26 protein-coding genes are annotated in these 23,464 nt (G+C 61.2%); 10 read left to right on the top strand and 16 right to left on the bottom strand.

The window, feature by feature from the left end:
* Positions 1–88: 88 nt before the first annotated feature.
* From IG629_RS17105 to IG629_RS17095, 3 genes are all read left to right on the top strand, one after another.
* Positions 89–976, top strand: coding sequence for an S-methyl-5'-thioadenosine phosphorylase (locus IG629_RS17105; protein WP_193173140.1), 888 nt, complete (start codon positions 89–91; stop codon positions 974–976).
* 48 nt (positions 977–1,024) lie between these two features.
* Positions 1,025–1,483 carry a tetratricopeptide repeat protein gene (locus tag IG629_RS17100; RefSeq protein WP_193173139.1) on the top strand — a complete coding sequence of 153 codons (459 nt, stop codon included), beginning with the start codon at positions 1,025–1,027 and terminating at the stop codon, positions 1,481–1,483.
* 245 nt (positions 1,484–1,728) lie between these two features.
* A complete protein-coding gene (locus tag IG629_RS17095; protein WP_226886867.1) occupies positions 1,729–2,013 on the top strand; it encodes a GIY-YIG nuclease family protein in 285 nt (94 codons plus the stop codon).
* Positions 2,014–2,150: 137 nt separating this feature from the next.
* Here IG629_RS17095 and IG629_RS17090 read toward each other — a convergent pair whose 3' ends face one another.
* From IG629_RS17090 to IG629_RS17035, 12 genes are all read right to left on the bottom strand, one after another.
* On the bottom strand, positions 2,151–2,813 hold the full coding sequence (locus tag IG629_RS17090; protein WP_193173138.1) for an HAD family hydrolase: 663 nt from the start codon (positions 2,811–2,813) through the stop codon (positions 2,151–2,153).
* Positions 2,814–2,899: 86 nt separating this feature from the next.
* Positions 2,900–3,562: an HAD family hydrolase gene (locus tag IG629_RS17085; protein ID WP_193173137.1), complete on the bottom strand. Its 663-nt coding sequence runs from the start codon at positions 3,560–3,562 to the stop codon at positions 2,900–2,902.
* Between the two features lie 201 nt (positions 3,563–3,763).
* The gene (locus IG629_RS17080; protein ID WP_193173136.1) at positions 3,764–4,906 is read right to left on the bottom strand and encodes an acyl-CoA dehydrogenase family protein; all 1,143 of its coding nucleotides are present in this window, start codon (positions 4,904–4,906) and stop codon (positions 3,764–3,766) included.
* Between the two features lie 12 nt (positions 4,907–4,918).
* A complete protein-coding gene (locus IG629_RS17075) occupies positions 4,919–6,118 on the bottom strand; it encodes an acyl-CoA dehydrogenase family protein (protein WP_193173135.1) in 1,200 nt (399 codons plus the stop codon).
* A gap of 12 nt (positions 6,119–6,130) precedes the next feature.
* A complete protein-coding gene (locus IG629_RS17070) occupies positions 6,131–7,312 on the bottom strand; it encodes an acetyl-CoA C-acyltransferase (protein ID WP_193173134.1) in 1,182 nt (393 codons plus the stop codon).
* Positions 7,313–7,413: 101 nt separating this feature from the next.
* The gene (gene ppk2, locus IG629_RS17065; RefSeq protein WP_193173133.1) at positions 7,414–8,205 is read right to left on the bottom strand and encodes a polyphosphate kinase 2; all 792 of its coding nucleotides are present in this window, start codon (positions 8,203–8,205) and stop codon (positions 7,414–7,416) included.
* Between the two features lie 53 nt (positions 8,206–8,258).
* Positions 8,259–8,534 carry a hypothetical protein gene (locus IG629_RS17060; protein ID WP_193173132.1) on the bottom strand — a complete coding sequence of 92 codons (276 nt, stop codon included), beginning with the start codon at positions 8,532–8,534 and terminating at the stop codon, positions 8,259–8,261.
* Entirely contained in the window at positions 8,534–9,295 is a 762-nt protein-coding gene (locus IG629_RS17055; protein WP_193173131.1) for a hypothetical protein, read from the bottom strand. Before IG629_RS17055 ends, IG629_RS17060 begins: the two co-directional genes overlap by 1 nt.
* Positions 9,292–10,347, bottom strand: coding sequence for a Rieske 2Fe-2S domain-containing protein (locus tag IG629_RS17050; RefSeq protein ID WP_193173130.1), 1,056 nt, complete (start codon positions 10,345–10,347; stop codon positions 9,292–9,294). Before IG629_RS17050 ends, IG629_RS17055 begins: the two co-directional genes overlap by 4 nt.
* On the bottom strand, positions 10,344–10,490 hold the full coding sequence (locus IG629_RS17045) for a hypothetical protein (RefSeq protein WP_193173129.1): 147 nt from the start codon (positions 10,488–10,490) through the stop codon (positions 10,344–10,346). The genes IG629_RS17050 and IG629_RS17045 overlap by 4 nt, the downstream gene beginning before the upstream one ends.
* On the bottom strand, positions 10,487–10,723 hold the full coding sequence (locus IG629_RS17040) for a hypothetical protein (protein ID WP_226886866.1): 237 nt from the start codon (positions 10,721–10,723) through the stop codon (positions 10,487–10,489). Before IG629_RS17040 ends, IG629_RS17045 begins: the two co-directional genes overlap by 4 nt.
* A 28-nt stretch (positions 10,724–10,751) precedes the next feature.
* Positions 10,752–11,822, bottom strand: coding sequence for a methyl-accepting chemotaxis protein (locus tag IG629_RS17035; protein WP_193173128.1), 1,071 nt, complete (start codon positions 11,820–11,822; stop codon positions 10,752–10,754).
* A 375-nt stretch (positions 11,823–12,197) separates the two neighbouring features.
* Here IG629_RS17035 and IG629_RS17030 point away from each other — a divergent pair, with 375 nt between their 5' ends.
* Positions 12,198–12,410: a hypothetical protein gene (locus IG629_RS17030; protein WP_319025116.1), complete on the top strand. Its 213-nt coding sequence runs from the start codon at positions 12,198–12,200 to the stop codon at positions 12,408–12,410.
* A 9-nt stretch (positions 12,411–12,419) separates the two neighbouring features.
* On the opposite strand, the gene IG629_RS17025 is transcribed toward IG629_RS17030, so the two are convergent.
* The 3 genes from IG629_RS17025 to IG629_RS17015 form a co-directional block, all read right to left on the bottom strand.
* On the bottom strand, positions 12,420–12,875 hold the full coding sequence (locus tag IG629_RS17025) for a GIY-YIG nuclease family protein (protein WP_193173127.1): 456 nt from the start codon (positions 12,873–12,875) through the stop codon (positions 12,420–12,422).
* 9 nt (positions 12,876–12,884) lie between these two features.
* Positions 12,885–15,056: a malate synthase G gene (locus tag IG629_RS17020; RefSeq protein WP_193173126.1), complete on the bottom strand. Its 2,172-nt coding sequence runs from the start codon at positions 15,054–15,056 to the stop codon at positions 12,885–12,887.
* 125 nt (positions 15,057–15,181) lie between these two features.
* Positions 15,182–15,697 (bottom strand): D-glycero-alpha-D-manno-heptose-1,7-bisphosphate 7-phosphatase, encoded by a 516-nt coding sequence (locus tag IG629_RS17015; RefSeq protein WP_193173125.1) that lies wholly within the window; start codon positions 15,695–15,697, stop codon positions 15,182–15,184.
* A gap of 553 nt (positions 15,698–16,250) precedes the next feature.
* Between IG629_RS17015 and IG629_RS17010 the strand changes: the two genes are divergently transcribed.
* The 6 genes from IG629_RS17010 (at position 16,251) to IG629_RS16985 (ending at position 22,823) form a co-directional block, all read left to right on the top strand.
* Positions 16,251–17,207: a S1C family serine protease gene (locus tag IG629_RS17010; RefSeq protein ID WP_193173124.1), complete on the top strand. Its 957-nt coding sequence runs from the start codon at positions 16,251–16,253 to the stop codon at positions 17,205–17,207.
* Positions 17,208–17,362: 155 nt separating this feature from the next.
* The gene (locus IG629_RS17005; RefSeq protein WP_193173123.1) at positions 17,363–18,631 is read left to right on the top strand and encodes a polyhydroxyalkanoate depolymerase; all 1,269 of its coding nucleotides are present in this window, start codon (positions 17,363–17,365) and stop codon (positions 18,629–18,631) included.
* Positions 18,632–18,748: 117 nt separating this feature from the next.
* A complete protein-coding gene (locus tag IG629_RS17000) occupies positions 18,749–20,293 on the top strand; it encodes an acetolactate synthase large subunit (RefSeq protein ID WP_193173122.1) in 1,545 nt (514 codons plus the stop codon).
* A 22-nt stretch (positions 20,294–20,315) separates the two neighbouring features.
* Positions 20,316–21,458: a hypothetical protein gene (locus tag IG629_RS16995; RefSeq protein WP_193173121.1), complete on the top strand. Its 1,143-nt coding sequence runs from the start codon at positions 20,316–20,318 to the stop codon at positions 21,456–21,458.
* 2 nt (positions 21,459–21,460) lie between these two features.
* Complete coding sequence (locus tag IG629_RS16990; RefSeq protein ID WP_193173120.1) at positions 21,461–22,417, top strand: PLP-dependent transferase; 957 nt, start codon at positions 21,461–21,463, stop codon at positions 22,415–22,417.
* 109 nt (positions 22,418–22,526) lie between these two features.
* Positions 22,527–22,823 (top strand): hypothetical protein, encoded by a 297-nt coding sequence (locus IG629_RS16985; protein WP_193173119.1) that lies wholly within the window; start codon positions 22,527–22,529, stop codon positions 22,821–22,823.
* 62 nt (positions 22,824–22,885) lie between these two features.
* Here IG629_RS16985 and IG629_RS16980 read toward each other — a convergent pair whose 3' ends face one another.
* Positions 22,886–23,437: a biotin transporter BioY gene (locus IG629_RS16980; protein WP_193173118.1), complete on the bottom strand. Its 552-nt coding sequence runs from the start codon at positions 23,435–23,437 to the stop codon at positions 22,886–22,888.
* Between the last annotated feature and the right edge of the window lie 27 nt (positions 23,438–23,464).

The raw sequence follows: 23,464 nt of genomic DNA, 5'->3' as shown, positions 1-23,464 counted from the left end.
GCCCGCTCCCTTTTCTTTTGCCGTTGGCAAGGACGCAGCCATCCGCTAGGCAGAGAGCCGAATTGTTTCTGCAGGAAGGTTGCATTCCATGACGGCACTGACGCGTGACGCGGTTCTCGGCTTTATCGGCGGCAGCGGGATCTACGAGATCGACGGTCTCTCCAACACGCGCTGGGAAACGATGTCCTCGCCTTTCGGTACACCGTCGGACCAGCTTCTCTTTGGAGAGCTGGACGGTCAGAAACTGGTCTTCCTGCCACGCCACGGTCGGGGGCACAAACTGAACCCGAGCGGGATCAATTACCGCGCCAACATCGACGTCATGAAGCGGGCCGGGGTGACCGATATCATCTCGCTCAGCGCCGTCGGCTCTCTCAAGGCAGAATACGCGCCCGGCCATTTCGTGCTGATCGACCAGTTCATCGATCGCACCTTCGCTCGCGAGAAGACCTTCTACACGAATGGCTGCGCGGCTCACGTCTCGTTCTCCCATCCGGTCGCCGAAAGGCTCCAGGCCGCACTGGCAGAGGCCTGCAAGCGCCTCGGACTGCCGCACGATGTGAACGGGACCTATATCTGCATGGAAGGCCCGCAATTCTCGACCTTCGCCGAGAGCACGCTTTACCGCTCATGGGGCTGTGACGTGGTCGGCATGACCAACATGCCCGAGGCGAAACTGGCTCGTGAGGCGGAGATCCCCTACGCCACCGTCGCCATGGTCACCGATTACGATTGCTGGCATCCGGATCATGACAGTGTGACCGTCGAACAGGTGATCAAGGTCCTGACCGGAAATGCGGAAAAGGCCCGCGATCTGGTCCGCACCGTGGCCCCGATGCTGGCGAAGCGGCCGGAGGTTGACGAGCAGGGCGGCGACAACGCGCTGCAGTTCGCCCTTATCACCCATCCCGAGGCCCGCGACCCCGAACTGGTGGCAAAACTGGATGCCGTGGCTGGCCGCGTTCTGGGTGGCTGACGCTCCCCGGTGGCACTCTGCGTCCGGGCGGGTTAAGGTGGAGCCGTCATGGAACGGACCTCGCAAGACAACCCGTCCCGAGTGGGGCGGGTGGTGAATATTGGCACGGCACGGCTGGAGAACCTTTATCGGCGGGTCACGAAAGACCAGCCGGAAAGCCCGCGCTCGCTCCACGTCAAGAGCATCCTGGCGATGCAGAATGGCCGGCATGAAGAGGCCGCGCAGCTGGTCGGCCAGGCCGCCTTGCTGGACCCCACGGATGCGGACCACCAGCGTCAACTCGGCCTGACCTGCTTCGAGGCCGGCTGGCTGGAGCCTGCGGCGACCGCCCTCAATCGCGCCATCTACCTCAATCCCTCCGATCCGGACCCCTGGTTCACCCTCGGTCAGGTGTTCGATGCTGCCGGCAACAAGGACCATGCCCGGACCTGCTACGAGCAGTGCCTCGCCCTGAACCCGCGCTTCCACGATGCCCGCATTGCGATGGCAGAGATGGAACTGGGGTAGTACCGGGGTTTATCCCAACAACCTCTTTTGCTTGCTGATCCGGTTTCGTGCGTTTCCTTCCGAAGAGCAGCCCCTATGCTCCCCAGGTTCCTGCTTTCGCAGGAATGACGGTTGGGGAGGAGCGACCCCATACAAAAGACCCCATACAAAAATCGTCATCCTCGCGGACGCGGGGACCCTGGGGGTCGTAAAATCAGCCCTGCGACGAAAGGTAAAAGAACCGCTGCCCCTCCCATGCAATAGCTATGCAGCCTTTTGTCTACATCCTCGCGAGCAAGCGGAACGGAACGCTCTATACTGGAGTGACGTCGGATCTTGCCGGCCGGGTTTCCCAGCACAGATCGGGACGCGTGCCCGGTTTCACCGCCCAGTACCGCATACGGACGCTTGTCTATTTCGAACCACACGATTCAATGGACAGTGCGATCCGGCGAGAACGGCAGGTGAAGAAATGGCGGCGGCGCTGGAAGCTTGAGATGATCGAACGCCACAATCCGCGATGGCACGATCTCTACACACAGCTGCTTTAGAAGCGCTGCCCTTCGATCTTCTGGGTCCCCGCGTGCGCGAGGATGACGACTTTTGTATGCGTCCCTTCCTTCCCTGTCGTCATTCCTGCGAAAGCAGGAAGGTGGCTCGTTCGTTATCGCTGCGTCATTGAATGCGGTCAGCCGAGCTGTTGCCGGATCTCGTCGTGATGGGCGAACACGTCGCTCGCGCCAGCTTCTTTCAGGCGTGCGGGGAGGCTGGCTTCTCCTTCCGCATCGCCCGTATATCCCCAGGCTGTCATTCCGGCCGCACGGGCGCCGAGAACGCCGTTCACGCTGTCTTCGATGACGAGGCAGAGATCTGGCGTGACGCCGAGCTTTTCCGCTGCGTGAAGGAAGATGTCGGGGGCCGGTTTCGCTTTCTCTACATGATCGCTTGAGACTACGTGAGGATCGAAGAAATCCAGCAGGGCGGTCATTTCCAGCTTGGTCCGGAGCGCCTTGTGGCCGCTGGAGGAGGCGACGGCTAGAGGATGAGAGATACCGCCAAGCAGGGCCGCGGCGCCTTCCATGGCCACCAGTTCGGTCTCGAACGCTTTCCATGTAGCGCTGGAGAGCCCACCGGAAAAATGCTCGGGCAGAGGCGTGCCGAAAGCCGCCTCATGGTCGCTGGAGAGGATCGAAAGAAAATCGGGCCAGGATCTGCCCTTAAACCGGTGCACATAGTCAGAGCGGTCATAGGTCAGGCCAAGGGCGGCCAAATGTTTCAGTTCCAGGGCGACATGAATCGATTCGGAATTCACCAGAACGCCGTCGCAGTCGAAGATAATGGCGGAAAACATGGAAGGCCCTTTCGCGGGTAGCTGATCGCGGTTCCGAGGGCCTCTCCAAATACGGGATTACGCCGGTTCTGTCACCGGTCTGCTGATCATGGCAGCTTTGCGCGGATCTCGTCGTGATGGGCGAAGATGTCGCTCGCTCCGGCTTCCCGGAGCATCTCCGGCAGGTCCAGATCGCCGTCACTTTCGCCAACATAGCCCCAGACGGTCATGCCCGCTGCGGCGCCGGCGGTGACACCGGTCACGCTGTCCTCGATGATCAGGCACGTCTCCGGCGCGGCACCGAGCCGCTCGGCGGCGAGGAGGAACATATCCGGGGCCGGTTTGCCGTTTTCGACGTCTTCGAGGGAGATCAGGTGCGGGGCGAAATGCTCGATAAGACCTGTATGGCGCAATTTACGCTCAAGCGACGCGGCATGGCTGTTCGAGGCAACGGCTTTGGGACGTGTGATGCTGCCAAGCAAAATGTCGATGCCATCGGTGGGGCTCAGCGACCGCTGGTATTCCGCCCAGGTTCCTTCCTTGATGCCGTCATAGCTGCCTTCGGGCAGCGGCCTGCCGAAGGTCTCCCGATATTCTTCCTCGAGCAGCGCCTGGAATTGCGGCCAGGCCTTGCCTTTGAAGCGCTTGCTGTAGGCATGCGGGTCGTAATGCAGGCCGAGCCCCGCGAGAAAGCGGCGGTAATAGTCTCTGAGGATCGACTCGGAATTGATGAGGACGCCGTCGCAGTCGAAGATGATGGCGGAGAACATGAGCGCTTCCGGTCAGGACAAGGGTGCTCCGGTTTAGGCAATTTCGGTGCGGCTGTCACCGGTGGATGACCGATGCCTGAAAGCTAAAACAAAACTGTCATCCCGCACTTGATGCGGGACCCAGGGGATCAAAGGACAGGATCCACGATCCCTGGGTCCCGTTTTTCGACGGGATGACGGTTTATACTTTGATGGAAGCGCTTAAGCCGCCGCGTCGGAGAGGGTGGCGAAGCGTTCCTGGTGGTGGTCGGTATCGCCGAACAGGTGGTCGAGCATGACCAGCCGCTTGGTGTAATGCGCGACCGGGACTTCCCAGGTCATACCGATGCCACCATGCAGCTGGACGGCCTGCTCGCCGACAAAGCGGGCGTGACGGCCGATGCCGGACTTGGCGGCGCTGACCGCAAGCTCTCGCACGTCCCGGGGCTCGCCCAGACGGGCGGCGGCCAGGATGGCCAGCGACCGGGCTTCCTCCAGCGCGATCCGCATTTCGACGGCCCGGTGCTGCAGCACCTGGAACTGGCTGAGGGCCTTGCCGAACTGCTTACGGGTCTTCAGGTATTCGACCGTCGTATCGACCGCCATGTTCATGGCGCCGACCGCTTCGCCGGACAACAGGATGACGGCGCGGGCCAGCACTTCCTCGATGGCGTGGAAGCAGGCGCCCGGCGTGCCGAGTACCGCGTCCTCGGCGATCTCGACACCGTCGAGTGCGATTTCGGCGACACGGGTGCCGTCGATGGCCGGCGTGCTGTGCAGCTTCAGGTTGGCCGCGTCCTTGCCCACCAGGAACAGGCCGATGCCGTCCTCGTCGTCATGAGCGCCGCTGACGCGGGCGGAGACGATCAGTGTGTCCGCTTCGCCGCCATTGAGCACCACGGACTTGCGCCCGGTGAGTTTCCAGCCACCGCCGACTTTCTCGGCCGTGGCGCGGACATGGGCGGTCTCGTAGCGGCTGTCCGGCTCGCCATGGGCGAAGGCCAGCAGTTTCTCGCCACCAACCACGGCGCCGAGGATCTCTTCCTTCTGGGTGTCGGAGCCGAGTAGTTCGACCAGCCCGCCACCGAGCACCACGGTTGCGAGATAGGGTTCGACCACCAGACCCTGGCCCATCGCCTCGCCGACGATCATCAGATCGATGCCGCCGCCGCCAAGGCCGCCGAAATCTTCCGGGAACGGCACGCCGAGCAGGCCGAGCTCGGCAAGCTGGCCCCAGACCTCCCGGGAGAAGCCTTCCTCGCTGTCGGCAATCTTCTGCCGTTTTTCGAAATCATAGGTCTCGCGTACCAGGCGCTCGACCGTGTCCTTGAGCATCCGCTGCTCTTCGCTGAGCGAAAAATCCATGTTACTGATCCCTTAGAGTCCGAGCCCGGCCTTGGCGATGATGTTCTTCTGGATCTCGTTCGATCCGCCATAGATGCTGAGCTTGCGCATGTTGAAATACTGCTGGGCCTTCGGTGCCGCGTAATCCGGGCCGACAGGCTCTCCGTTGAAGCCGCCATCAAGCGCTTCAGACTGGAACGGCAGCGCGTACGGGCCGAGGGCCCGTCGGGCGAGGTCGGTCAGCTCCTGGCGGATCTCGGTGCCCCTGATCTTCAGGATCGAGCTTTCCAGACCCGGCGCGCCGCCGGACTGGACTTCGGCCAGCACACGGAGGTTTGTCATCTCCAGTGCCATCAGGTCGATTTCCACCTTGGCCAGGCGGTTGCGGAACAGCGGGTCCTCGATCAGCGGGCGGCCGTTCTTCATCTGGTCGCGGGCGATTGCCTTCAGGTGCAGCATGGCCGCCTTGGAGGCGCCGACATTGGCGATGCCGGTTCGCTCGTGGGTGAGCAGGTACTTGGCGTAGGTCCAGCCTTTGTTCTCTTCGCCGACAATATTTTCGGCCGGCACTTTCACATCGTCGAACCAGACCTCGTTCACCTCATGCTCGCCATCGAGCAGGATGATCGGACGGACGGTGATGCCCGGTGTCTTCATGTCGATCAGCAGGAAGGAGATGCCTTGCTGGGGCTTGGCCGCATCCGGATCGGTGCGGACCAGACAGAAGATGTGATCGGCATACTGGCCGAGCGTGGTCCAGGTCTTCTGGCCATTGACGATATAATGATCGCCGTCCCGTACGGCGCTGCAGCGGAGCGAGGCAAGGTCGGAGCCGGCACCCGGTTCGGAATAGCCCTGACACCACCAGTCGGTCAGGTTGAGGATGCGCGGCAGGTAATAGTCCTTCTGTTCCTGGCTGCCGAATTTCATGATCACCGGGGCAACCATGTTCACGCCGAAAGGCAGGATGCGCGGGCCGCCTGCGGAGTAGCATTCCTCGTCGAAGATATGCTTCTGCACGGGGGTCCAGCCGGGGCCGCCATATTCCTTCGGCCAGTTCGTAGCCAGCCAGCCGCGCTTGGACAGCGCCTGGTGCCAGCGGAAATAGTCGTCTTTGACGAGGCGTTTGCCGCCTTTCATCTTGGCCCGGATATCGTCCGGAAGATCGGACTGCAGGAAGGCGCGTACTTCTTCACGAAACGCCTGTTCCTCCGGGGTGAAATTCAAGTCCATTTGCCTGCTCCCTTATGCCACTTCAAAGAGCCCGGCGACGCCCATTCCGCCGCCGACGCACATCGTGGTCACTACATATTTCGCGCCGCGGCGCTTTCCTTCGATCAGTGCGTGCCCGACCATGCGCGATCCGGTCATCCCGTAGGGATGGCCGATCGAGATCGAGCCGCCGTTCACGTTCAGTATATCGTCCGGAATACCGAGTTTATCGCGGCAATAGAGAACCTGCGAGGCGAAGGCCTCGTTCAGCTCCCAAAGGCCGATATCCTCCAGTTTAACGCCGGTCCGTTCCAACAGGCGCGGCACGGCGAAGACCGGGCCGATGCCCATCTCGTCCGGCTCGCAGCCCGCGGCGGCGAGGCCGCGGAAAATGCCGAGCGGCTCAAGTCCGCGCTGCTCCGCAAGCTTGCCGTCCATGATAATGCAGGCCGAAGCGCCGTCCGAGAGCTGGCTGGAATTGCCGGCGGTGATGAAATGCCCATCGCCGCGCACGGGCGCGAGGCCGGCGAGGCCTTCCGGCGTGGTGCCGGGCCGGTTGCATTCGTCTTTTGTCAGGGTGACGGTCTCCCGGCTGACATCGCCGGTTTCCTTGTTCTTCACCAGCTTCTCGACGGTGATCGGGACGATCTCGTCATCGAACTTGCCGGCGTCCTGGGCCGCTGCCGTGCGCTGCTGGCTCTTCAGGGCATAGGCGTCTTGATCCTCGCGGCTGACGCCGTAGCGGGAGGCCACCAGGTCCGCTGTCTCGATCATGGAATGATAGAGCTCGGGCTTGTGCTCCATCAGCCAGGGTTCTTCCAGCCGGGTCTGGTTCAGGTTGGCTTGGGTCAGACTGATGGATTCAACACCGCCTGCCGCCATCACCGGCACGCCATCGACGATGACGCGCTGGGCCGCCATGGCAATGGCTTGCAGGCCGGACGAGCAGAACCGGTTTACGGTAACGCCACCGGCGGTCACCGGCAGGCCGGCGCGGATCGCCGAGAGCCGCGCGATATTCTTTCCCGTAGCCGCTTCCGGCAGGCCGCAGCCGAGGATCACATCCTCGATCTCGCCCGGTGCGACACCGGCGCGCGTGACGGCATGTTCGAGCGCATGCCCGGCCATGGTCGCGCCGTGGGTGTCATTGAAGGCGCCGCGAAAGGATTTTGCCAGCCCCGTGCGGGCGGTCGAAAGGACGACTGCCTCTTTCACTCTTCATTCCTCCCAAGTTCTTTTCCTATGTCATATCGAACAGCCGGGGAGGCCGACAAGTGTTTTCGAAATTCGGTTTCGCTTGGCGAAACTAAGAAGGGTCAGAAGCGCTGGGGGATCGTTGTTCCATAGCGCGGCCGGTCGGGTGGGACATTGGGCAAATGCTCACGAGGTGGCAGATCCGGAGCCTTGAAGGGGATTCTCTCGTAGTCGAACTGGTCGAGCAGGTGGGAAATACAGTTCAGGCGTGCGCGTTTCTTGTCGTCGGCGTCCACGATGAACCACGGCGCCTCGAGCGTGTGCGTAGAGCCAATCATGTCGTCATAGGCGGCTGAATACTGGTCCCAGAGCCGATAGGAATCGAGATCCATGCCACTCAGTTTCCAGTGTTTGACCGGATCGGTCATGCGGGAGAGGAAGCGTTTCTCCTGCTCTTCCTTGCCAACGTGCAGGAAGTACTTGATCAGCTTGATCCCGGCCGAGGCGATCTCGCGCTCGAAAAACACGGTGCTTTCGAGGAACCGGTCCACGGAAGCCTGATCGGTGAAACCCATCACCCGTTCGACCCCGGCCCGATTGTACCAGGAGCGGTCGAACAGCACGATTTCGCCGGCGGCCGGGAAGTGCTGGATATAGCGCTGGGCGTACAGCTGGGTCTTTTCCCGTTCTGACGGCGCCGGCAGGGCGACGGTGCGGAAGACGCGCGGGCTGACGCGCTCGGTAATCCGCTTGATCACACCGCCTTTTCCGGCAGCATCGCGGCCTTCGAAAACGACAATCGCTCTTTCGCCGGAGGATTTGAACCAGGCTTGCAGATGGCACAGCTCGACCTGAAGGTCGTAGAGCGCGTGCTGGTAGACCTTTCTGGAAAGGCCGTTTTCTTTCTTGCCCATGAGTCTTCCCCGGACGATGAGCGGAGAATTAGACCATGCCGTCCCGCTACTTGTCAGCCCTCGGCCGATGGCGGGAAGAGCGCCGTCAGCCGCTGCCAGATCCGCTCGGCGATCCAGAGGCCCAGTGCAGCATAGAGTGGCACGGCGATAATTCGCAGGTCATAAAGCCAGCTTACCCGGATCACTTTCTCGGCTCCGGGCCAAAGATCCTTCAGCCAGCGCCCGCGCAGCAGCGAAGCTGCTTCGTCCGAATAGTCGTAGAGCAGCCAGCCAACCGCGGCGGCATAAGCCAGACCGAGGAAGAGCCGGAAGAGAGCGGCCGGGCGCATCAGATGAACCCGATCCGGCTGGCATCGGTGCGGAGCATCAGCAGGTCGCCACGGCGGTAGAGATCGCCCGTGACGGACACATAGGGCGCGACATAATCGAGAATCTCGGCATCGAAGGCTTCGCCCGCCGCATTGGTCAGCAGCAGCAGGGTCGGGGCCTCGTTTTCGTGAAAGACCGCCAGCATCGGCGGAATGCCGCCCATCAGGCAGAGGTTGGCGCAGGCCCTGTGCACCTTGCCTTCACCGGGCAGCATGGCGCCGAGATAGCATTTCGTATCGACGATCTCGCCGCGCAGCGTCACCGGGCCGAGCGGCACGTCCGCGGCGGGGACAAAGTCTTGGATGGACGCTGGCTCTTTCGCCGGGCGGATTTTCGCGGCACCGCCGACCTGAAGAAGGCGCGTCCCCTCGCGGGTGATGAAGACTCCGCCGACATCGACGATCTGGCCGTCATGCTTTGCCGCGCGCTTCTGTGCACCGCGCTTGCCGGGGTTGGAGAGCAGGATGGTCCGGCCGTCGGGATGAGCCTCATCCGGCGGCAGCCGCAGCATCGGATAGGGGGCCGCCTGCAGCACGCCGAGATGCTCCTTGTAGCCGCCCTTGAAGCCTCCATTCCCGTAATCCGGCTGCCCGGCCAGCAGGGCAAAGCCGCCACCGATACCGAGGCCGGTCAGCAGCACGCTCACGACTGTCAGGAAGATCGCCAGCTTCGGCGGGGTCTTCAGGTAGCCGACGAAGAACTCGTTGGAAGATCTGCTCATGCACCTTGCTCCAGCTCTATAGGCGGCACCGGTGTGCCCGGCGGCAGTGCGTTTGCGTCTATCAGCAGGCGGTTGCCGTTCCGGCGCAACCGGTAGGTCGCAACTTTCTCGGTGAAGGGCGCGGGCGAGCATCCGTCTTCCGGCCGGTACTGGTAGCCGTGCCAGGGGCAGGTGACGCAACCGTCGATGATCCGGCCTTCGGCCAGCGGTCCGTTCTGGTGCGCGCAGGCGTTGGAGAGCGCGGATACCTTGCCGTCATAGCGGAAGAGGGCGGCTTTCTCTCCGGTCGGCAGGAAAACAGTGACGCCGCCCTCGTCGGGCAGATCGCCGATATAGGCAGCGTGCACCCAGTTCCCCTCTGAGTCGCTGACGGCGGGAGCTACCGATGCCTCCTGCTCGCGCAATCCCGCCGCGATATGCAGAGCGGAGACCAGACCGACGCTGACGCCGGTCAGGCCGAGCAGCCAGGGGGAGTGTTCGGCTTGCAAAACACCCAGGGCTATATGGCCGATGATCGCGGCATAGGCCGCGTATACGGACATGTGGATCGCTTTCCAGAGCGGGGCGCCAAGGAAGGTCAGCCAGAAATCATGGCTGGTCGCGGCCAGGGTGAAGAGGATGCCGAGGGCGAAAATGCCGAGATACTCGAACGGAAAGGCCTGCCAGGAGGTGACGGCGGTACTCGACGCGAGCAAGGCGACATAGCGGTCGAGCGGGCCGAAGGCCTGGTACCAGCCGGTCACGGCAAACGCATGCGCCAGGGCTACGAAGAAAATGGCGACGCCAAAATGCCGTCGGTTATAGAGCAGCGGCAGGAACCGGCTGTCCAGCCGGGCCAGCGGGCCGATGCTGAGCACAATGGTCAGCAGCAGGAAGGCGCACGTGCCGAACGCTCGCATGCGGAGTTGCGGTCCGCTTATCCGGGGGCTCTCCAGCCAGCCTGGCGCATAGCGCAGGAACAGGATGATGAAGGCGGCGATGCCGAACCCAAGCACGAGATCGTAGGTGATTTTGTTCCGGGTCCAGGTCACGGGCCTGTACTGCACGCTCATTGTGTGCCCCCCGTGCCAAATTGCAGGGGCGGCTCGACCGGACGGTCCTGGCGCTGCAGCACAGTGATCAGCAGAAAGCCCGGGAGCAGAATGGCCAGCGCGATCCAGATCCGAAGATGCCAGCGCTGATGACGGCGCTTCATGGCTTCGTCTCCGCCCGGACAGCATTCGCCCAGCGCCACAGGATCACCGGCCAGAACACCACCGACGCCGGGATCAGGAACAGCCGGAAGAGGTAGCTCCCGCGCGTGCTCGGATCGATCCGGTCAATTCCGTAGAGCAGGAAAGCAGCGGCTACCGCGATGCCGACATAGCCGTAATAGCTGGCAGCAGTGAAAATGCTTTGAGCCGTTTCGACGGCCGGGACTTCAATCATCCGCTTGCTCTCCCCTGTTCGGCGCTCGTCAGCCGTAGTGCTGACGAATGCCCGAGATCGATTCGTCGATTTCCTGCCCGAGCCGGGCCATGCGGTCCGCGATCTCTCCGGTTGCCCGGTGCTGTTCTTCAGCCGCTGTGCCGTTTTCCTCGATAGAACGCACCATGGTCGATACCCGTTCGGTGATTTCCGCGAACCCGGTCTGGACCATGCCGAGTGTCTCGCTCAACCGGTTCGTCATTTCCGCGATGCCGTCGGCTGCCTCCCGGCTGTCCGTGGCCAGCATCTTGACCTCACGGGCTACAACGGCGAACCCGAGCCCGGCCTCACCCGCGCGTGCAGCCTCGATGGTCGCGTTCAGGGCCAGCATGTTGGTCTGCCCGGCAATCGACTTGATGCCGTTGAGCAGCTTGAGGATTCCGTCGATGGCGGCGGACAGCTCGGACAGTTTGGAAACCGCTGAATCGACCGTCCCGGAGATGCCGGTCGCGAGATCGAGGTTGCGGCCAACATTCTGGCTGATCGTGGCCATGCTGGAGGAGAGCTTGTCGGAAGCACCGGCCACTCCGCCGATGATGTCGCCGACATTCTGCCCCATCATGCCGGTGAGCTCTTCGATGGTGGACTGGTTCTTTTCGGTCTGCGCCTCGCTATAGGCGGAGGACGCGATTGTCGCTTCGGCGTTCATCAGCGTGCCGATCAGGAGGGCGGCTTCGTGCGATTCCGGCGAGCCTTGCCCGGTCTTCAGGATTCGGGTCGTCAGTTCGCGACCCAGGCCAGCAAAAAACTGCCCGTAGACCGCGGGATTCATGGCGCTTTCAAGATCGCCGCGCGCGAATTCCCGGACCTGGTCGACGTGCGCAGATCCGATCCCGGTGCAGAAGACGGATTCCCAGCGGCTTTTCTGATTCGCGACCCAGGATGCTTCGTCCTGACCCCATAGAAAGCCCGTCAGGCCGTCATATGAGTTGCAGAATTTGTGGGTCGCAATCAGGGCGTCATCCAGTTCTCGTTGGACATGGTTTTCCCATACTCCCGGTAGTGCCTTGGCCTTCTCCCGGTCCAGGCCGCAGCCGGCGATCAGTTCAGTCACATCCATTAAGCCACATTCCCGTATATGCGTACTGTTCACGCCTGCGTTGAAGGCAACCTAAAGCCAGATTGGGAATGGGATCTGTATTCAAACATCGCATCAAGGAGTTGTGATCACTTGTCAGGGGACGGTCACGGTATGGCGTTATCGGAGAAACCCGGAATAAGTGCGTCGAGGTGGTGGGTCCGATCGTCGGATATGAGAGGCCGGATTCTCGTGTCGCGAGCGTGCAAGTCTTCTCAGGAAACTCTCGCGGCGCATCCGTTCCTGAAAGTCAAAAATGTCTTTTGAAAAAGTGAGCATTTTTCGCAGGTAAACGCGTTGCATTGCCTGCCGGGAATCACTAGGCCTTGAGGTGATTCATTCCAATCAGAGGCCATCGTGGACGACAGCACCAGAAGTATGATCGAAGACGCCTACCACGAGACGGTCGAGGAATCTTTCGAGCGCGGGCTTTCGCCGCTGAAAGCCCATATGGAGGGTGTCGTCGCCGCGGCAATGCTGTTGTCGGCCATGGTCGGTGTCGAAGACGAGGATGCCCGCAAACAGGTCATGGATCTCGGTCTGCGTCCGCGAACGGACGATGACGACTAGGTCCGGAACCTAGCCTCCGCTGAACTCCAGAAAATGTGCGGGGCAGCTTTTACAGTCGCTGCTGCCGAACCCGGGTACCGGAGCTGAAAACCGGCCACTGGCGAGAAGCCGCGCGCTCAATTCACACTCCGTATTCTCCTGAAAACAGAGCGCCCGCATGGCCCGGGCCGTCATTGTGACCTGGTCGATGTGCCAGTGCTGTTTCTTTTCCTTGCGGAAGTGCCGGGTCAGCCTGGCTTTCAGCCCGCCCGCGCCAAGGGCGCTGCCCGCATAGACAAAGAGACCGGCGGGCAGGCGCCAGTCTCTTTTCCTGATGGTGATTGTCAGGGGCTCTGCGAGCTCAAGCAGCAGCAGGTAGCTCCCCGGCACCGGTTCGGCGGCTTCGCCCGCCAGCAGCTCCGGTGCCGCTACTCCGACCAGGTCCCGGACGATGGGGGTAAGCGCCCCTAACGCCGGGCCGGTCATGCCGTCTCCCTACGCTTTCGCTTTCACTTCCAGACGGCGGCCATGCAGTACCGGTTCGGTATAGCCGCTCGGCTGCTCGCGTCCCTTGAACACCAGGTCGCACGCGGCCTGGAAAGCGATGCTCTTGTCGAAGTCGGGGGCCATCGGTGTGTAGGCCGGATCGCCGGCATTCTGGCCGTCGACAACTTTGGCCATGCGCTTCATGGTTTCCTCGACCTGCGCCGCATCGCAGACGCCGTGATGCAGCCAGTTGGCGATATGCTGGCTGGAAATCCGCAGGGTCGCGCGGTCTTCCATCAGCCCGACATTGTTGATGTCCGGCACCTTGGAGCAACCGACGCCCTGATCGACCCAGCGAACCACGTAGCCGAGAATACCCTGGGCGTTGTTGTCGAGTTCCTGCTGGATGGCTTCCGCGTCCCAGTTCGGACGCGTGGCCACCGGGATCGACAGAATATCGTCGAGGCTGGCGCGACCGCGGGTCTTCAACTCGTCCTGCCGCTGCTTCACGTTCAGCTCGTGATAGTGCGTGGCATGCAGCACGGCGGCGGTGGGGGACGGCACCCAGGCGGTGTTCGCGCCCGCTTCCGGATGGCCCTTCTTCTGCTTCAGCATTTCCGCCATCAGGTCCGGCATGGCCCACATGCCCTTGCCGATCTGGGCATGACCCTGCAGGCCGCATTCCAGACCGATATCGACATTCCAGTCTTCATAGGCCTTGATCCAGGAGGACGCCTTCATGTCGCCCTTGCGGATCATCGGGCCCGCTTCCATGGAGGTGTGCATCTCATCGCCGGTGCGGTCGAGGAAGCCGGTATTGATGAAGACCACGCGATCCTTGGCTGCCCGGATGCATTCCTTGAGGTTCACCGTGGTCCGGCGCTCCTCGTCCATGATGCCCATTTTCAGGGTGTTCGGTGCAAGGTCGAGCAGCTTTTCGGTCTCGGTGAAGAGTGCTTCGATGAAGGCGACTTCTTCGGGGCCATGCATTTTCGGGTTCACGGTGTAGACGGAACCGGCCCGGCTGTTGCCGCCCTTGTTTTCGCCGCGCAGGTCATGCAGGGCGATGGCGGCGTTGAACACACCGTCCATAAGGCATTCCGGGATTTCCTTGTCGCCATCATAGAGGATGGCCGGGTTGGTCATCAGCAGGCCGACATTGCGGACCAGCATCAGGCTGCGCCCGTGCAACCGTACTTCGCCGCCATCGGGGGCGGTGTAGATGCGGTCCGGGTTCAGCGTGCGGGTGACTTCCTTGCCGCCCTTCATGAACTTGTCGGCGAGATCGCCTTTCGCCAGGCCAAGCCAGTTACGGTAGGCCAGCACCTTGTCCTCTGCGTCGACCGCGGCGACCGAATCCTCGCAATCCATGATGGTCGTCAATGCCGCTTCGACAATGACGTCGGCGATACCGGCCGCATCGTCCTTGCCGATCATGTGGCCGCGATCGATGACGATTTCGAAATGCAGCTCGTTGTTGCGCACCAGAATGCCGCTCGGCGCACCCGCATCGCCCTTATATCCGGCGAACTGGATCGGGGCTTTAAGGCCGGTCTTCGTGCCGTCTTTCTGTGATACGGAAAGCTGGCCGTCTACAACGCTGTAGCCGGTGGCATCCGCATGGCTTCCGCTGGAGAGCGGTGCAGATTTGTCCAGGAAATCGCGGGCCCAGGCGATGACCTTGGCGCCACGGGCTGGGTTGTAGGCGCCGCCGGCGGCAGCGCCGCCCTCGTCCGAGATCGCATCGGTGCCGTAGAGCGCGTCATAGAGGCTGCCCCAGCGTGCGTTTGCCGCATTCAGGGCATAGCGTGCGTTCATCACAGGAACAACAAGCTGCGGTCCGGCGACGGTGGCGATCTCCGCATCGACATGATCTGTGCCGACGGAGAAGGCCGGGCCTTCAGGCACGATGTAGCCGATGTCTTTCAGGAAGAGCTTGTAGGCCTCGAGATCGAAACCGGCGCCACGATTGGCTTTGTGCCAGGTGTCGATCTTTTTCTGCAGCTCGCCACGCTTGGCGACCAGTGCCCGGTTCTTGGGTGCGAATTCGCCGACGATGCGCTCGAACCCAACCCAGAAGCCTTCCGCAGCGACGCCGGTGCCGGGGAGAGCTTCGTCATTGATAAAATTGTAGAGCGTCTGGTCGATCTGCAAGTTGCCGATCTGGATCCGGCTGGTCATCGCGAGGCCCTTTCCGCGTGGGTTCTATCGTTCATGAATCGCGGCGCATCCTCTTGATCCGCCATCTTGCACGCAAGCGCCGGTTCCGCAATGCGGAAACCGAAACCATTTTATTGTGCGGCCGCTCAATTCGGGACCGGAGGCAGTAAGCCGTTCACAAACTTCAGCAGATTGCCGCCTTTAAAGAGATGGCCCGGAAGACCTGCCGCCTCGGCGGCCTCCATGTCGGTTGTCTTGTCACCGATCATGAAAGAGCGGGAGAGGTCGACATCCCAATGAGCGAGAAGATCGAGCAGCATTCCCGGCTTCGGTTTGCGCCAGTCCGCGAGGTCGGTGAAACGGCCATCGTCGAAATCCGGATGATAGGGGCTGATCCGGAAAGCGTCGATCGACCCACCGTGTTCTTGCAGCCGTGCATTCATCCATCGATGCAATGTCTCGACGTCGGCCACGCTGAAATAGTCGCGGGCAATCCCCGATTGGTTGGTGACGACAAAGACAAGATATCCACGCGCTTTGAGCAGGGCGACTGCGTCAATGGCGCCATCAACCCATTCAATCTGGTCCGGGCGATGCGGAAAACCCGTGTCGCGGTTAAGGACACCGTCGCGATCGAGGAAGGCTGCGGGTTGTTTGCTCATTCTTTAGCCATTGCGCTGATCATTTGGTCAAAAAACTCCCGGGCACCGTTCTTTCCAAATCCCATAGCCACAGGAGTGACATTGTTCACAACCCGTCCGCAACATGCGCTTTTTAGTCAACGGCCCCGGTTTCTTTACGATATTTTCATCCCTATATCGCATTCTGAGCAACGTGATGCAGCGGTCATCTCTTGGCCCGTCGATTGCATTGCCATGAAACAGTTCAAACCCGGATCGGGCAGGCCAGTCGCAAGAGCGAATGCGCCGGACCCATCCAGCAATCGGAGTTGGACGGAATGGTCCGCTTTATGAAAATCGTTCGCAAGTCGGTACATGCCTTTTTGCATCCGTACCGTCCTGAGCGGCGCTATATGCGCGGCCGTTAGGCCGGACGCAGTGCCCAAGCACTGACCTTTGCCCATAGAGTCCCCATGTCTCTTTGAGACGGGATGATGCTCTGTCACTTTGAGACAGGGCGATACTCTTCCAACAGCGAAACGGCCCTGTATACTGAGCAAAACAGGGGCGACACGGTCGCAGTGCCAGGACATTGATGGAACACGAAAGCGGAAACGCACCCAATCAGGAAGACTACGCATACGACCTTGATCGTATCTACGCTTCCCTGGTCGGTATTCGCACAGCAATCCCCGACGACGCCTATACCGCCAACCTGCTTGGCACGGAACGTAGTGGCAATGGTGTGGTTATCCGGGAAGACGGTCTGGTGCTGACCATCGGTTATCTTGTCACGGAAGCCGAGCAGGTCTGGATCACGGACAATTTCGGCCGCGCGGTCGCGGGGCATGTGCTGGGCTATGATCAGGAGACCGGTTTCGGTCTCATCCAGGCCCTCGGCCATCTCGACCTGCCGGCCCTGCCGCTTGGCGATTCGGATATTCTGAGTGAGGGTGATCCCGTTGTGCTCGGCGGTCTTGGCGGTAGCAAAGGTGCGATAGCGGCCGAGGTCATGGCCATCCGCGAGTTTGCCGGATACTGGGAATATCTTCTCGATAAAGCGATTTTTACAGCGCCGGCACATCCGAACTGGGGTGGTTGCGGGCTGATCGGGCCGGATGGCAGCTTGCTCGGGATCGGATCGCTGATGGTGCAGCAGACCAGCGAGGACACGGCAGTCGACGGGAACATGGTGGTTCCGATCAATCTGCTGAAACCCATCCTTGAGCAATTGTCGACCTACGGGCGGGTGGAAAAGCCGTCACGCCCGTGGCTTGGGCTGTTTGGCACGGAAATTCACGACCAGGTCGTGGTCGCGGCGCTCAGCGAGAACGGACCTGCAGAAGAGGCCGACATCAAGGTCGGCGATATTGTCGTTGCCGTTGACGATGCGCGGGTCAAGTCGCTGGCAGAGTTTTTCCGGCATGTCTGGTCCCTCGGCGACGCCGGAGTAACGGTGCCTTTGTCGCTCGCCCGCGACGGTGAAATAGTCAACACCAATGTCCGATCGATCGCGCGGGACACACTGCTGAAGTCGCCGGCTCTGCATTAAGCCGCCACCCTGCATTTCGACTGGCGGGAATGGCTGCACGCTTTCTTTGGTGCAATGCAGCAATTTGAATGCCAATATTGTGTAGTTATTGGACGGACCTTACGGCAGGCGCTTGTGCCCGGCCGTGTGGATCGTCAGAACGCGGAGCTTAAGCGATGCTGTATCATATGTATGAAGCGACCCGCATGGCGATCATGCCATGGCGGATGGGGGCGCAGGCCGTGCGCAACACGGTGACGGCGCCCTGGAGTCCGCTTTCCTATACCCCACTCGGCAAGCAGATCGACTCCGCCGCTGAAATGTTCGAGCGGGTTACCCGGCGCTACGGCAAACCCGACTGGGGGCTCGACAAAACGGTGATCGACGGCAAGGAAGTCGCGATTGAGGAAGAGGCTGTTATTCACCGCACCTATTGCAGCCTGGTGAATTTCAAGCGCGATACCAAGACCAAACGCAACGATCCGAAGCTGCTGGTGGTGGCGCCGGTTTCAGGGCACTACGCAACATTGTTGCGGGGTACCGTGGAAACGATGCTGCCAGACCATGATGTCTACGTGACAGACTGGACCGATTGCCGCTACGTGCCGATCACGGCCGACCGGTTCAATCTCAGCGATTATATCGATTACATCATCGACTTCCTGCATTACCTCGGCCCGAATACCCACGTTTTGGCGGTCTGCCAGCCGAGTGTGCCGGTGCTTGCCGCCGTTTCCATCATGTCGGGTTGGGGCGATATCTGTGCTCCGGCCTCAATGACGCTGATGGGCGGCCCGATCGACACGCGACGCAACCCGACAGCCGTGAACAAACTGGCCAAGGAACATACGATCGAGTGGTTCGAGCGCCATGTCGTCACCGTCGTCCCGCCGCCCTATCCGGGCATGGGCCGGCGGGTTTATCCGGGGTTCATACAGCTCACCAATTTCATCTCGATGAATCTCGACAAGCATATGATCTCGCTTAACGAGTTGTTCGATCACCTGGTCCAGGGCGACGAGGAGGAGGCTGACAAGAAGAAGGCCTTCTACGATGAATATCTGGCGGTTATGGATCTTCCGGCGGAGTTTTATCTGGAGACGGTGGAAACCGTGTTCCAGAAACATTCCCTGCCAAAAGGCGAGATGATGGCGCGGTGGAATCCGGTGAAAACCGAGCAGATTACGAAAACCGCCATTTTGTGTGTCGAAGGTGAGCTTGACGATATTTCCGGCGTTGGTCAGACCCAGGCCGCGCTCGACATGACGCCAAACCTTCCGGACTCCATGAAGCATTATCACCTGCAGAAAAATGTCGGCCATTACGGCGTCTTCAACGGCGGACGCTGGCGCCGGGAGATTGCGCCGGTGGTGAAGGGCTTCATCCGCGAGCACGATCATGAGCTCGGTGGCAAGGCCCGCAAGGTGCACGCAATCGCAAGCTGACGGTTTGACCCGTCGGCAATCGGAACGAATGGCATGAGGCGACTGCGCTTGCGCTTTGCAAGGCGCGGCGCCATCATCGCCATTCCTTTCCCTATTCCCTGACTCCAGAGGATAAAAATGAACGGCGCTGAGAGCCTGGTGCGGACCCTTGTCGCGTCCGGAGTGGACGTGTGTTTTTCAAACCCCGGTACGTCGGAGATGCACTTCGTCGCCGCGCTCGACCGGGTCGAGGGCATGCGTTGCGTGCTCGGCCTGTTCGAGGGCGTTGTCACCGGTATGGCGGACGGCTACGCACGGATGGCGCTGAAACCGGCCTCCACGCTGCTGCATCTCGGCCCGGGCCTCGGTAACGGTCTCGCCAATCTGCACAATGCCAAGAAGGCTTTCACGCCGGTCGTCAACATCGTCGGCGAGCATGCGACCTATCATGTCGAATATGATGCGCCGCTGACGGCCGATATCGAAGGCATCGCCCGTCCGGTCTCCGGCTGGGTGAAGACCTCGCGCTCCTCGAAGGACGTCGCTGCCGACGGCGCCGAGGCGGTGGCCGCTTCCATGGGGGTTCCGGGTCAGGTGGCGACGCTGATCCTTCCGGCCAACACCGCGTGGGAAGAGTCTGACGGCCCGGCCGCCCCGGTTGCACCGGTGGCCCGCCCGAAAGCACCGGCCGAAGCGATCCGCGCAGCCGCTGCGGCGCTGACCTCGGGCGAGGAATGCATGATCCACATCTCCGACACCGCCCTGATGGGCGAGGCGCTGGAGATGGCTGGACGGATCATGGCGAAGACTGGTTGCCGCTTGAGCTGCAAGACCAGCAATCGGCGCTGGGAACGCGGTGCGGGCCGCGTTCCGGTGGAGCGGATCCAGTATCCGGTGGATATCGCCCTGAAGCAGCTTCAGTCGGTCAAGCATCTGGTTTTGCTCGGTGCGCCTGTGCCCGTGGCGTTCTTCGCCTATCCGAACAAGCCGAGCGTGCTGATCCCCGAAGAGTGCAAAGTCGTCGAAGTGGCGCCGGAAGGCTACGACCTGCTGGATGCCCTGACCGCCATTGCCGAGGAACTCGGTGCGACCGATATAGAGCCGGTCCGTCAGAAGGCGGAAAAGCCGGCGCTGATGAGCGGCGACCTCACTCCGGAGAGCATCGCCGCCGCGATCGGCCACCTGATGCCGAAAGACGCAATTATCGCCGATGAATCAGTGACGTCTGGCCGGGGGCTGATGCCTTTCACTGCCGGTACCGAGCAACATGACTGGCTGTCGCTGACCGGTGGTTCCATTGGCATCGGTATGCCATACGCGACCGGCGCGGCAATCGCCTGCCCTGATCGCAAGGTGATCTGCCTCGAGGGTGACGGCAGCGGCATGTATACGTTGCAGGCGCTCTGGACCCAGGCGCGCGAGAAGTGCAACGTTGTTAACGTTATCTTCGCGAATAGAACCTATGAGATACTGAAAGGCGAACTGATGAATGTCGGCGCCGAAAACCCGGGCCGCAAGGCCTTCGACATGCTGGAAATCGGCCGTCCGGATCTGGACTGGCGACAACTGGCTGCCGGCATGGGGGTTTCGGCGACCCGGGCAACGACCGCGGAAGAGTTCAACGAACAATTCGAGCGCGCGTTGAATGAGCCGGGACCGCATTTGATCGAGGCCTGGATGTAAAACTGGAACAAGATCTTCCTTTATGGGTCATACGCGTAAACGTGTCTCGATAGAGCGACTGGCTGTTGAGCAGCTATCGCGCATGTTGCAGGCCGGGTCTTCCCGGGTCTTCAACTGTGCGGCGTTGCACCGCAATGTCCTCGCCGAAGGTGGCGCACCAGGGCAGTTCCTGTTCAAGACACAGGACCTGAACAACGCGATCTTCATGAAGGAAACCTATCCCGACGACGATATGCGGGAATCGGCCTCCAAGCCTGTCGGGACGAAGATTTTCTTTTCCTATAGCGAGAAGGCGGATCTCGACGGCGGCCGGTCCATTTTCCTGAACGACAGGAACCTTCGGACCGCGTTGCAATTCCAGGCTGGTATGTCGGATTCCCCGGAATCCGAGGAAGCCAAAGCCGATCTCAAGATTCTGAAAATCATCGACGACCTTCCCTCGGTCGACCCGTTCCTGTTCCGGGAACGAATGGAGGCCGAGGGGCTTGATCCGCATCCGGGTTATTTCGAGATGACCGCCGCCGAATTCGGTCGGGTGCGCGACCATGTCATGAAGCAATTCCAGCCGATTGTGGAAACCGCTTTCGAAGGCGTCACCGATGCAAATCGCGCCAGCTATCTGAAGACGCTGGTCAACAAGCTCTGGGACGCCAACGATATGGAGGCCCTGAAGCCGTTGCTCCAGGCCATGCAGATCCAGGATAGCGACGCGTCGGACACTTTGTACTCCTGGAAAGGCGTCATCTATTACGAGCATATTTTTGCTCGCCGGCAAGAAATCTGGAAAGATTTTGCGAACTGGCTCAATACAGAGTCTCGCCCGCTTGACAGCATGCCAGCTGCCGCGCAGGCGACCCTGAATGATCAGGTCGGTCAATGGCGTAAGCTTTACCAGAAGCGCTGGAAAGCAGTGCATCTGATGCTGGCTGAATATCGCAACTCGTATGAATTGCTGTTCCGAGATCACAAGAGTCCGGAGCCGTTTATCGAATTTCTGCAAAAGTCCGGGAAGCGCTTTTTTCAGATTGGCGATTCCATGAGCCGGATCGACCATTCCATCGATCTTTGGCGGACCTATGTCGGGGATTCCTCGATGCGGTATCTCCGGTACGAGCAGCTGAGTTCCCTCTCGCGCGTCAGCGTTCGTATCCTAAGCGGAAGCTAAAAATGTTCCGGATTGAAAAACCGGCTGAACTGGTCGCGCTCGAGCAGGCTTTCGCGGCGGCCAATGCAGGCGGCAACGGGTATGCTTTCGTCTCGGCTCCGGTGGCGATTTCTGCGTTGCTCGATATGCTGGACGGAGGCAGCCATCTGGTTGTTTCTGACGGTGCTAATCCCGATACCTATCGGATGATCGAATCCATCCGGCGCCGTTCCGCCGGGCTCAAGGTCGGCTTCGCGGATATGGGGGATCTCGACGCACTGGAATTGGCTGTCACCGACGAGACGCGTCTGCTTTGGGTCGAAACCGTGTCTGGCCCCAGGCTTTCCCGGCCCGATCTTGTGCGGCTCGTGGAGTTTGCAAAAGCCCGGGATATTATGGTTCTGGCCGATAATTCGGTGTTGGGCCATCAGGCGGTCAAGCCGCTTGCCGAAGGGTGCGACGTGGTTTTTACGTCCGCTCCCGCCGGTGCCGGACGCGGGGGGCTTGTCGCTTTCGCCGAGAACGCCGGGTTTGGCGAGGATCGCTTCGCCTATTTGCAGAGAGCCTATGACGCAATGCCGGGACCGGCTGAGGCCGAGGCGCTTCAGTTGGCCTTGAGCACCGCGCCGGAGCATTTGGCTGCGCGTGCGGAGGCGGCAGCGCGGCTCGCCACTTTCCTGACGGATAGGGGGAGCGTTGACGAGCTTTTCTATCCCGGTGACGGTTGCCCGGACCTGTCGGTCACCTTCCATGGACGACCTGAAGAAGCGGACGCGGCTCTGGCCCGTATGGCCCGGTTTCGGCCCGGGCTGGTTCCAGGTCAGCCGGGAACCTTCTGGCATTATGCACACAGGGACTATGAGGCGGTTCCGGAAGTGATCCGCCGTGTCCTCGGCATTCCGGACGGGCTTGTCCGTTTCGGTGTGCCGGCGGAGGATCCGGATGTTCTGATCCGGGATTTCCAGGATGCATTCGATTGAATTACCCGGCTGAAATACCCGCACACAGAGTCAGATTGAAGTTTCAGCCAAATATCTCTATGTTATGAGCAAGAATCCGGATCGGTTTTAACGTCGGTTGGAGATGGACATGGCTGTTGGGCCAGCAGTAAGCGCATCCGTAGCAGACCTCAGGAACTTCACCCAAACGCAGCAGGAGCCGGTTTCACGGCCAGCCGCCGACGGGGATGAGGGTGAGCAGCAGATCGGTGCCAGCGGCGCGAATATCGATGCGACCCCGAGCGAGCCGACAGTGGTGAACGTGACGGAGAGTTCGGCCGATCGCGGCGAGAACCAGAATCCGGGTGCGGCCGCACTGGGCAATGACGATAGGTTGCCGGGCTCCGGCGATCCGACTAGGGGGACGACCCTCGATATCGCGGTCTGAGTTATTTCTTCAGACCGGAATGAAAGCGGCCCCTGAGGGCCGCTTTTTTGTTTCCGGAAGTCTCAAGCCGACTGGCCGAGCGGGTGTTGCTGATAGCGCTTCAGGGCGACTGCGGCGGTGGCTGCGGCAATAACCTTCAATGCATCGCCCGGAATGAAGGGCAGGGAGCCGTAGAGCGCCTTGTCGAGCGGAATGCCGGCAACAGCCACCATCCAGGCGATGCCGCCCGCATAGACGATCAGGATACCGCCGAAGACATTGATCGAGACCGCATGGAGAAGCGCGTAGCGACTCCAGGCCTTTTCCGTCAGCCATCCGATGACGAAGGCCGCGACCGGCCAGCTGAACAGGAAGCCGGCAGTGACGCCCGAGAAGACCGCCGCGCCGCCGCGTCCGCCGGCGAGAAGCGGCAGGCCGACAGCGACCAGCACGAGAAAGACGACCAGTGCAAGGCCGCCGCGCCGGGCACCGAGTATGGAGCCGGCCAGCATGACGCCGAGGGTCTGCGCCGTCACCGGTACCCCGGTAATGGGGAGGGTGAGTGCCGGGAACAGTCCAAGCACGGCGGTGATCGCTGCAAAAAGCGCGATCAGGACAAGGTCGCGTGTGGTCATGATTGAGTGTCTCCGAAAGTTTCAGCG

Source organism: Nisaea nitritireducens, from assembly GCF_014904795.1.
GTDB classification, from domain to species: domain Bacteria; phylum Pseudomonadota; class Alphaproteobacteria; order Thalassobaculales; family Thalassobaculaceae; genus Nisaea; species Nisaea nitritireducens.
This window is presented reverse-complemented; position numbering and strand designations above follow the sequence as displayed.

Bases quoted from the DNA above. Each gene is read 5' to 3' on its own strand.
- IG629_RS17105 (WP_193173140.1), top strand. From the start codon at position 89: ATGACGGCACTGACGCGTGACGCGGTTCTCGGCTTTATCGGCGGCAGC.
- IG629_RS17100 (WP_193173139.1), top strand. From the start codon at position 1,025: ATGGAACGGACCTCGCAAGACAACCCGTCCCGAGTGGGGCGGGTGGTG.
- IG629_RS17095 (WP_226886867.1), top strand. From the start codon at position 1,729: ATGCAGCCTTTTGTCTACATCCTCGCGAGCAAGCGGAACGGAACGCTC.
- IG629_RS17090 (WP_193173138.1), bottom strand. From the start codon at position 2,813: ATGTTTTCCGCCATTATCTTCGACTGCGACGGCGTTCTGGTGAATTCC.
- IG629_RS17085 (WP_193173137.1), bottom strand. From the start codon at position 3,562: ATGTTCTCCGCCATCATCTTCGACTGCGACGGCGTCCTCATCAATTCC.
- IG629_RS17080 (WP_193173136.1), bottom strand. From the start codon at position 4,906: ATGGATTTTTCGCTCAGCGAAGAGCAGCGGATGCTCAAGGACACGGTC.
- IG629_RS17075 (WP_193173135.1), bottom strand. From the start codon at position 6,118: ATGGACTTGAATTTCACCCCGGAGGAACAGGCGTTTCGTGAAGAAGTA.
- ppk2 (WP_193173133.1), bottom strand. From the start codon at position 8,205: ATGGGCAAGAAAGAAAACGGCCTTTCCAGAAAGGTCTACCAGCACGCG.
- IG629_RS17060 (WP_193173132.1), bottom strand. From the start codon at position 8,534: ATGCGCCCGGCCGCTCTCTTCCGGCTCTTCCTCGGTCTGGCTTATGCC.
- IG629_RS17055 (WP_193173131.1), bottom strand. From the start codon at position 9,295: ATGAGCAGATCTTCCAACGAGTTCTTCGTCGGCTACCTGAAGACCCCG.
- IG629_RS17050 (WP_193173130.1), bottom strand. From the start codon at position 10,347: ATGAGCGTGCAGTACAGGCCCGTGACCTGGACCCGGAACAAAATCACC.
- IG629_RS17045 (WP_193173129.1), bottom strand. From the start codon at position 10,490: ATGAAGCGCCGTCATCAGCGCTGGCATCTTCGGATCTGGATCGCGCTG.
- IG629_RS17040 (WP_226886866.1), bottom strand. From the start codon at position 10,723: ATGATTGAAGTCCCGGCCGTCGAAACGGCTCAAAGCATTTTCACTGCT.
- IG629_RS17035 (WP_193173128.1), bottom strand. From the start codon at position 11,822: ATGGATGTGACTGAACTGATCGCCGGCTGCGGCCTGGACCGGGAGAAG.
- IG629_RS17025 (WP_193173127.1), bottom strand. From the start codon at position 12,875: ATGACCGGCCCGGCGTTAGGGGCGCTTACCCCCATCGTCCGGGACCTG.
- IG629_RS17020 (WP_193173126.1), bottom strand. From the start codon at position 15,056: ATGACCAGCCGGATCCAGATCGGCAACTTGCAGATCGACCAGACGCTC.
- IG629_RS17015 (WP_193173125.1), bottom strand. From the start codon at position 15,697: ATGAGCAAACAACCCGCAGCCTTCCTCGATCGCGACGGTGTCCTTAAC.
- IG629_RS17010 (WP_193173124.1), top strand. From the start codon at position 16,251: ATGGAACACGAAAGCGGAAACGCACCCAATCAGGAAGACTACGCATAC.
- IG629_RS17005 (WP_193173123.1), top strand. From the start codon at position 17,363: ATGCTGTATCATATGTATGAAGCGACCCGCATGGCGATCATGCCATGG.
- IG629_RS17000 (WP_193173122.1), top strand. From the start codon at position 18,749: ATGAACGGCGCTGAGAGCCTGGTGCGGACCCTTGTCGCGTCCGGAGTG.
- IG629_RS16995 (WP_193173121.1), top strand. From the start codon at position 20,316: ATGGGTCATACGCGTAAACGTGTCTCGATAGAGCGACTGGCTGTTGAG.
- IG629_RS16990 (WP_193173120.1), top strand. From the start codon at position 21,461: ATGTTCCGGATTGAAAAACCGGCTGAACTGGTCGCGCTCGAGCAGGCT.
- IG629_RS16985 (WP_193173119.1), top strand. From the start codon at position 22,527: ATGGCTGTTGGGCCAGCAGTAAGCGCATCCGTAGCAGACCTCAGGAAC.
- IG629_RS16980 (WP_193173118.1), bottom strand. From the start codon at position 23,437: ATGACCACACGCGACCTTGTCCTGATCGCGCTTTTTGCAGCGATCACC.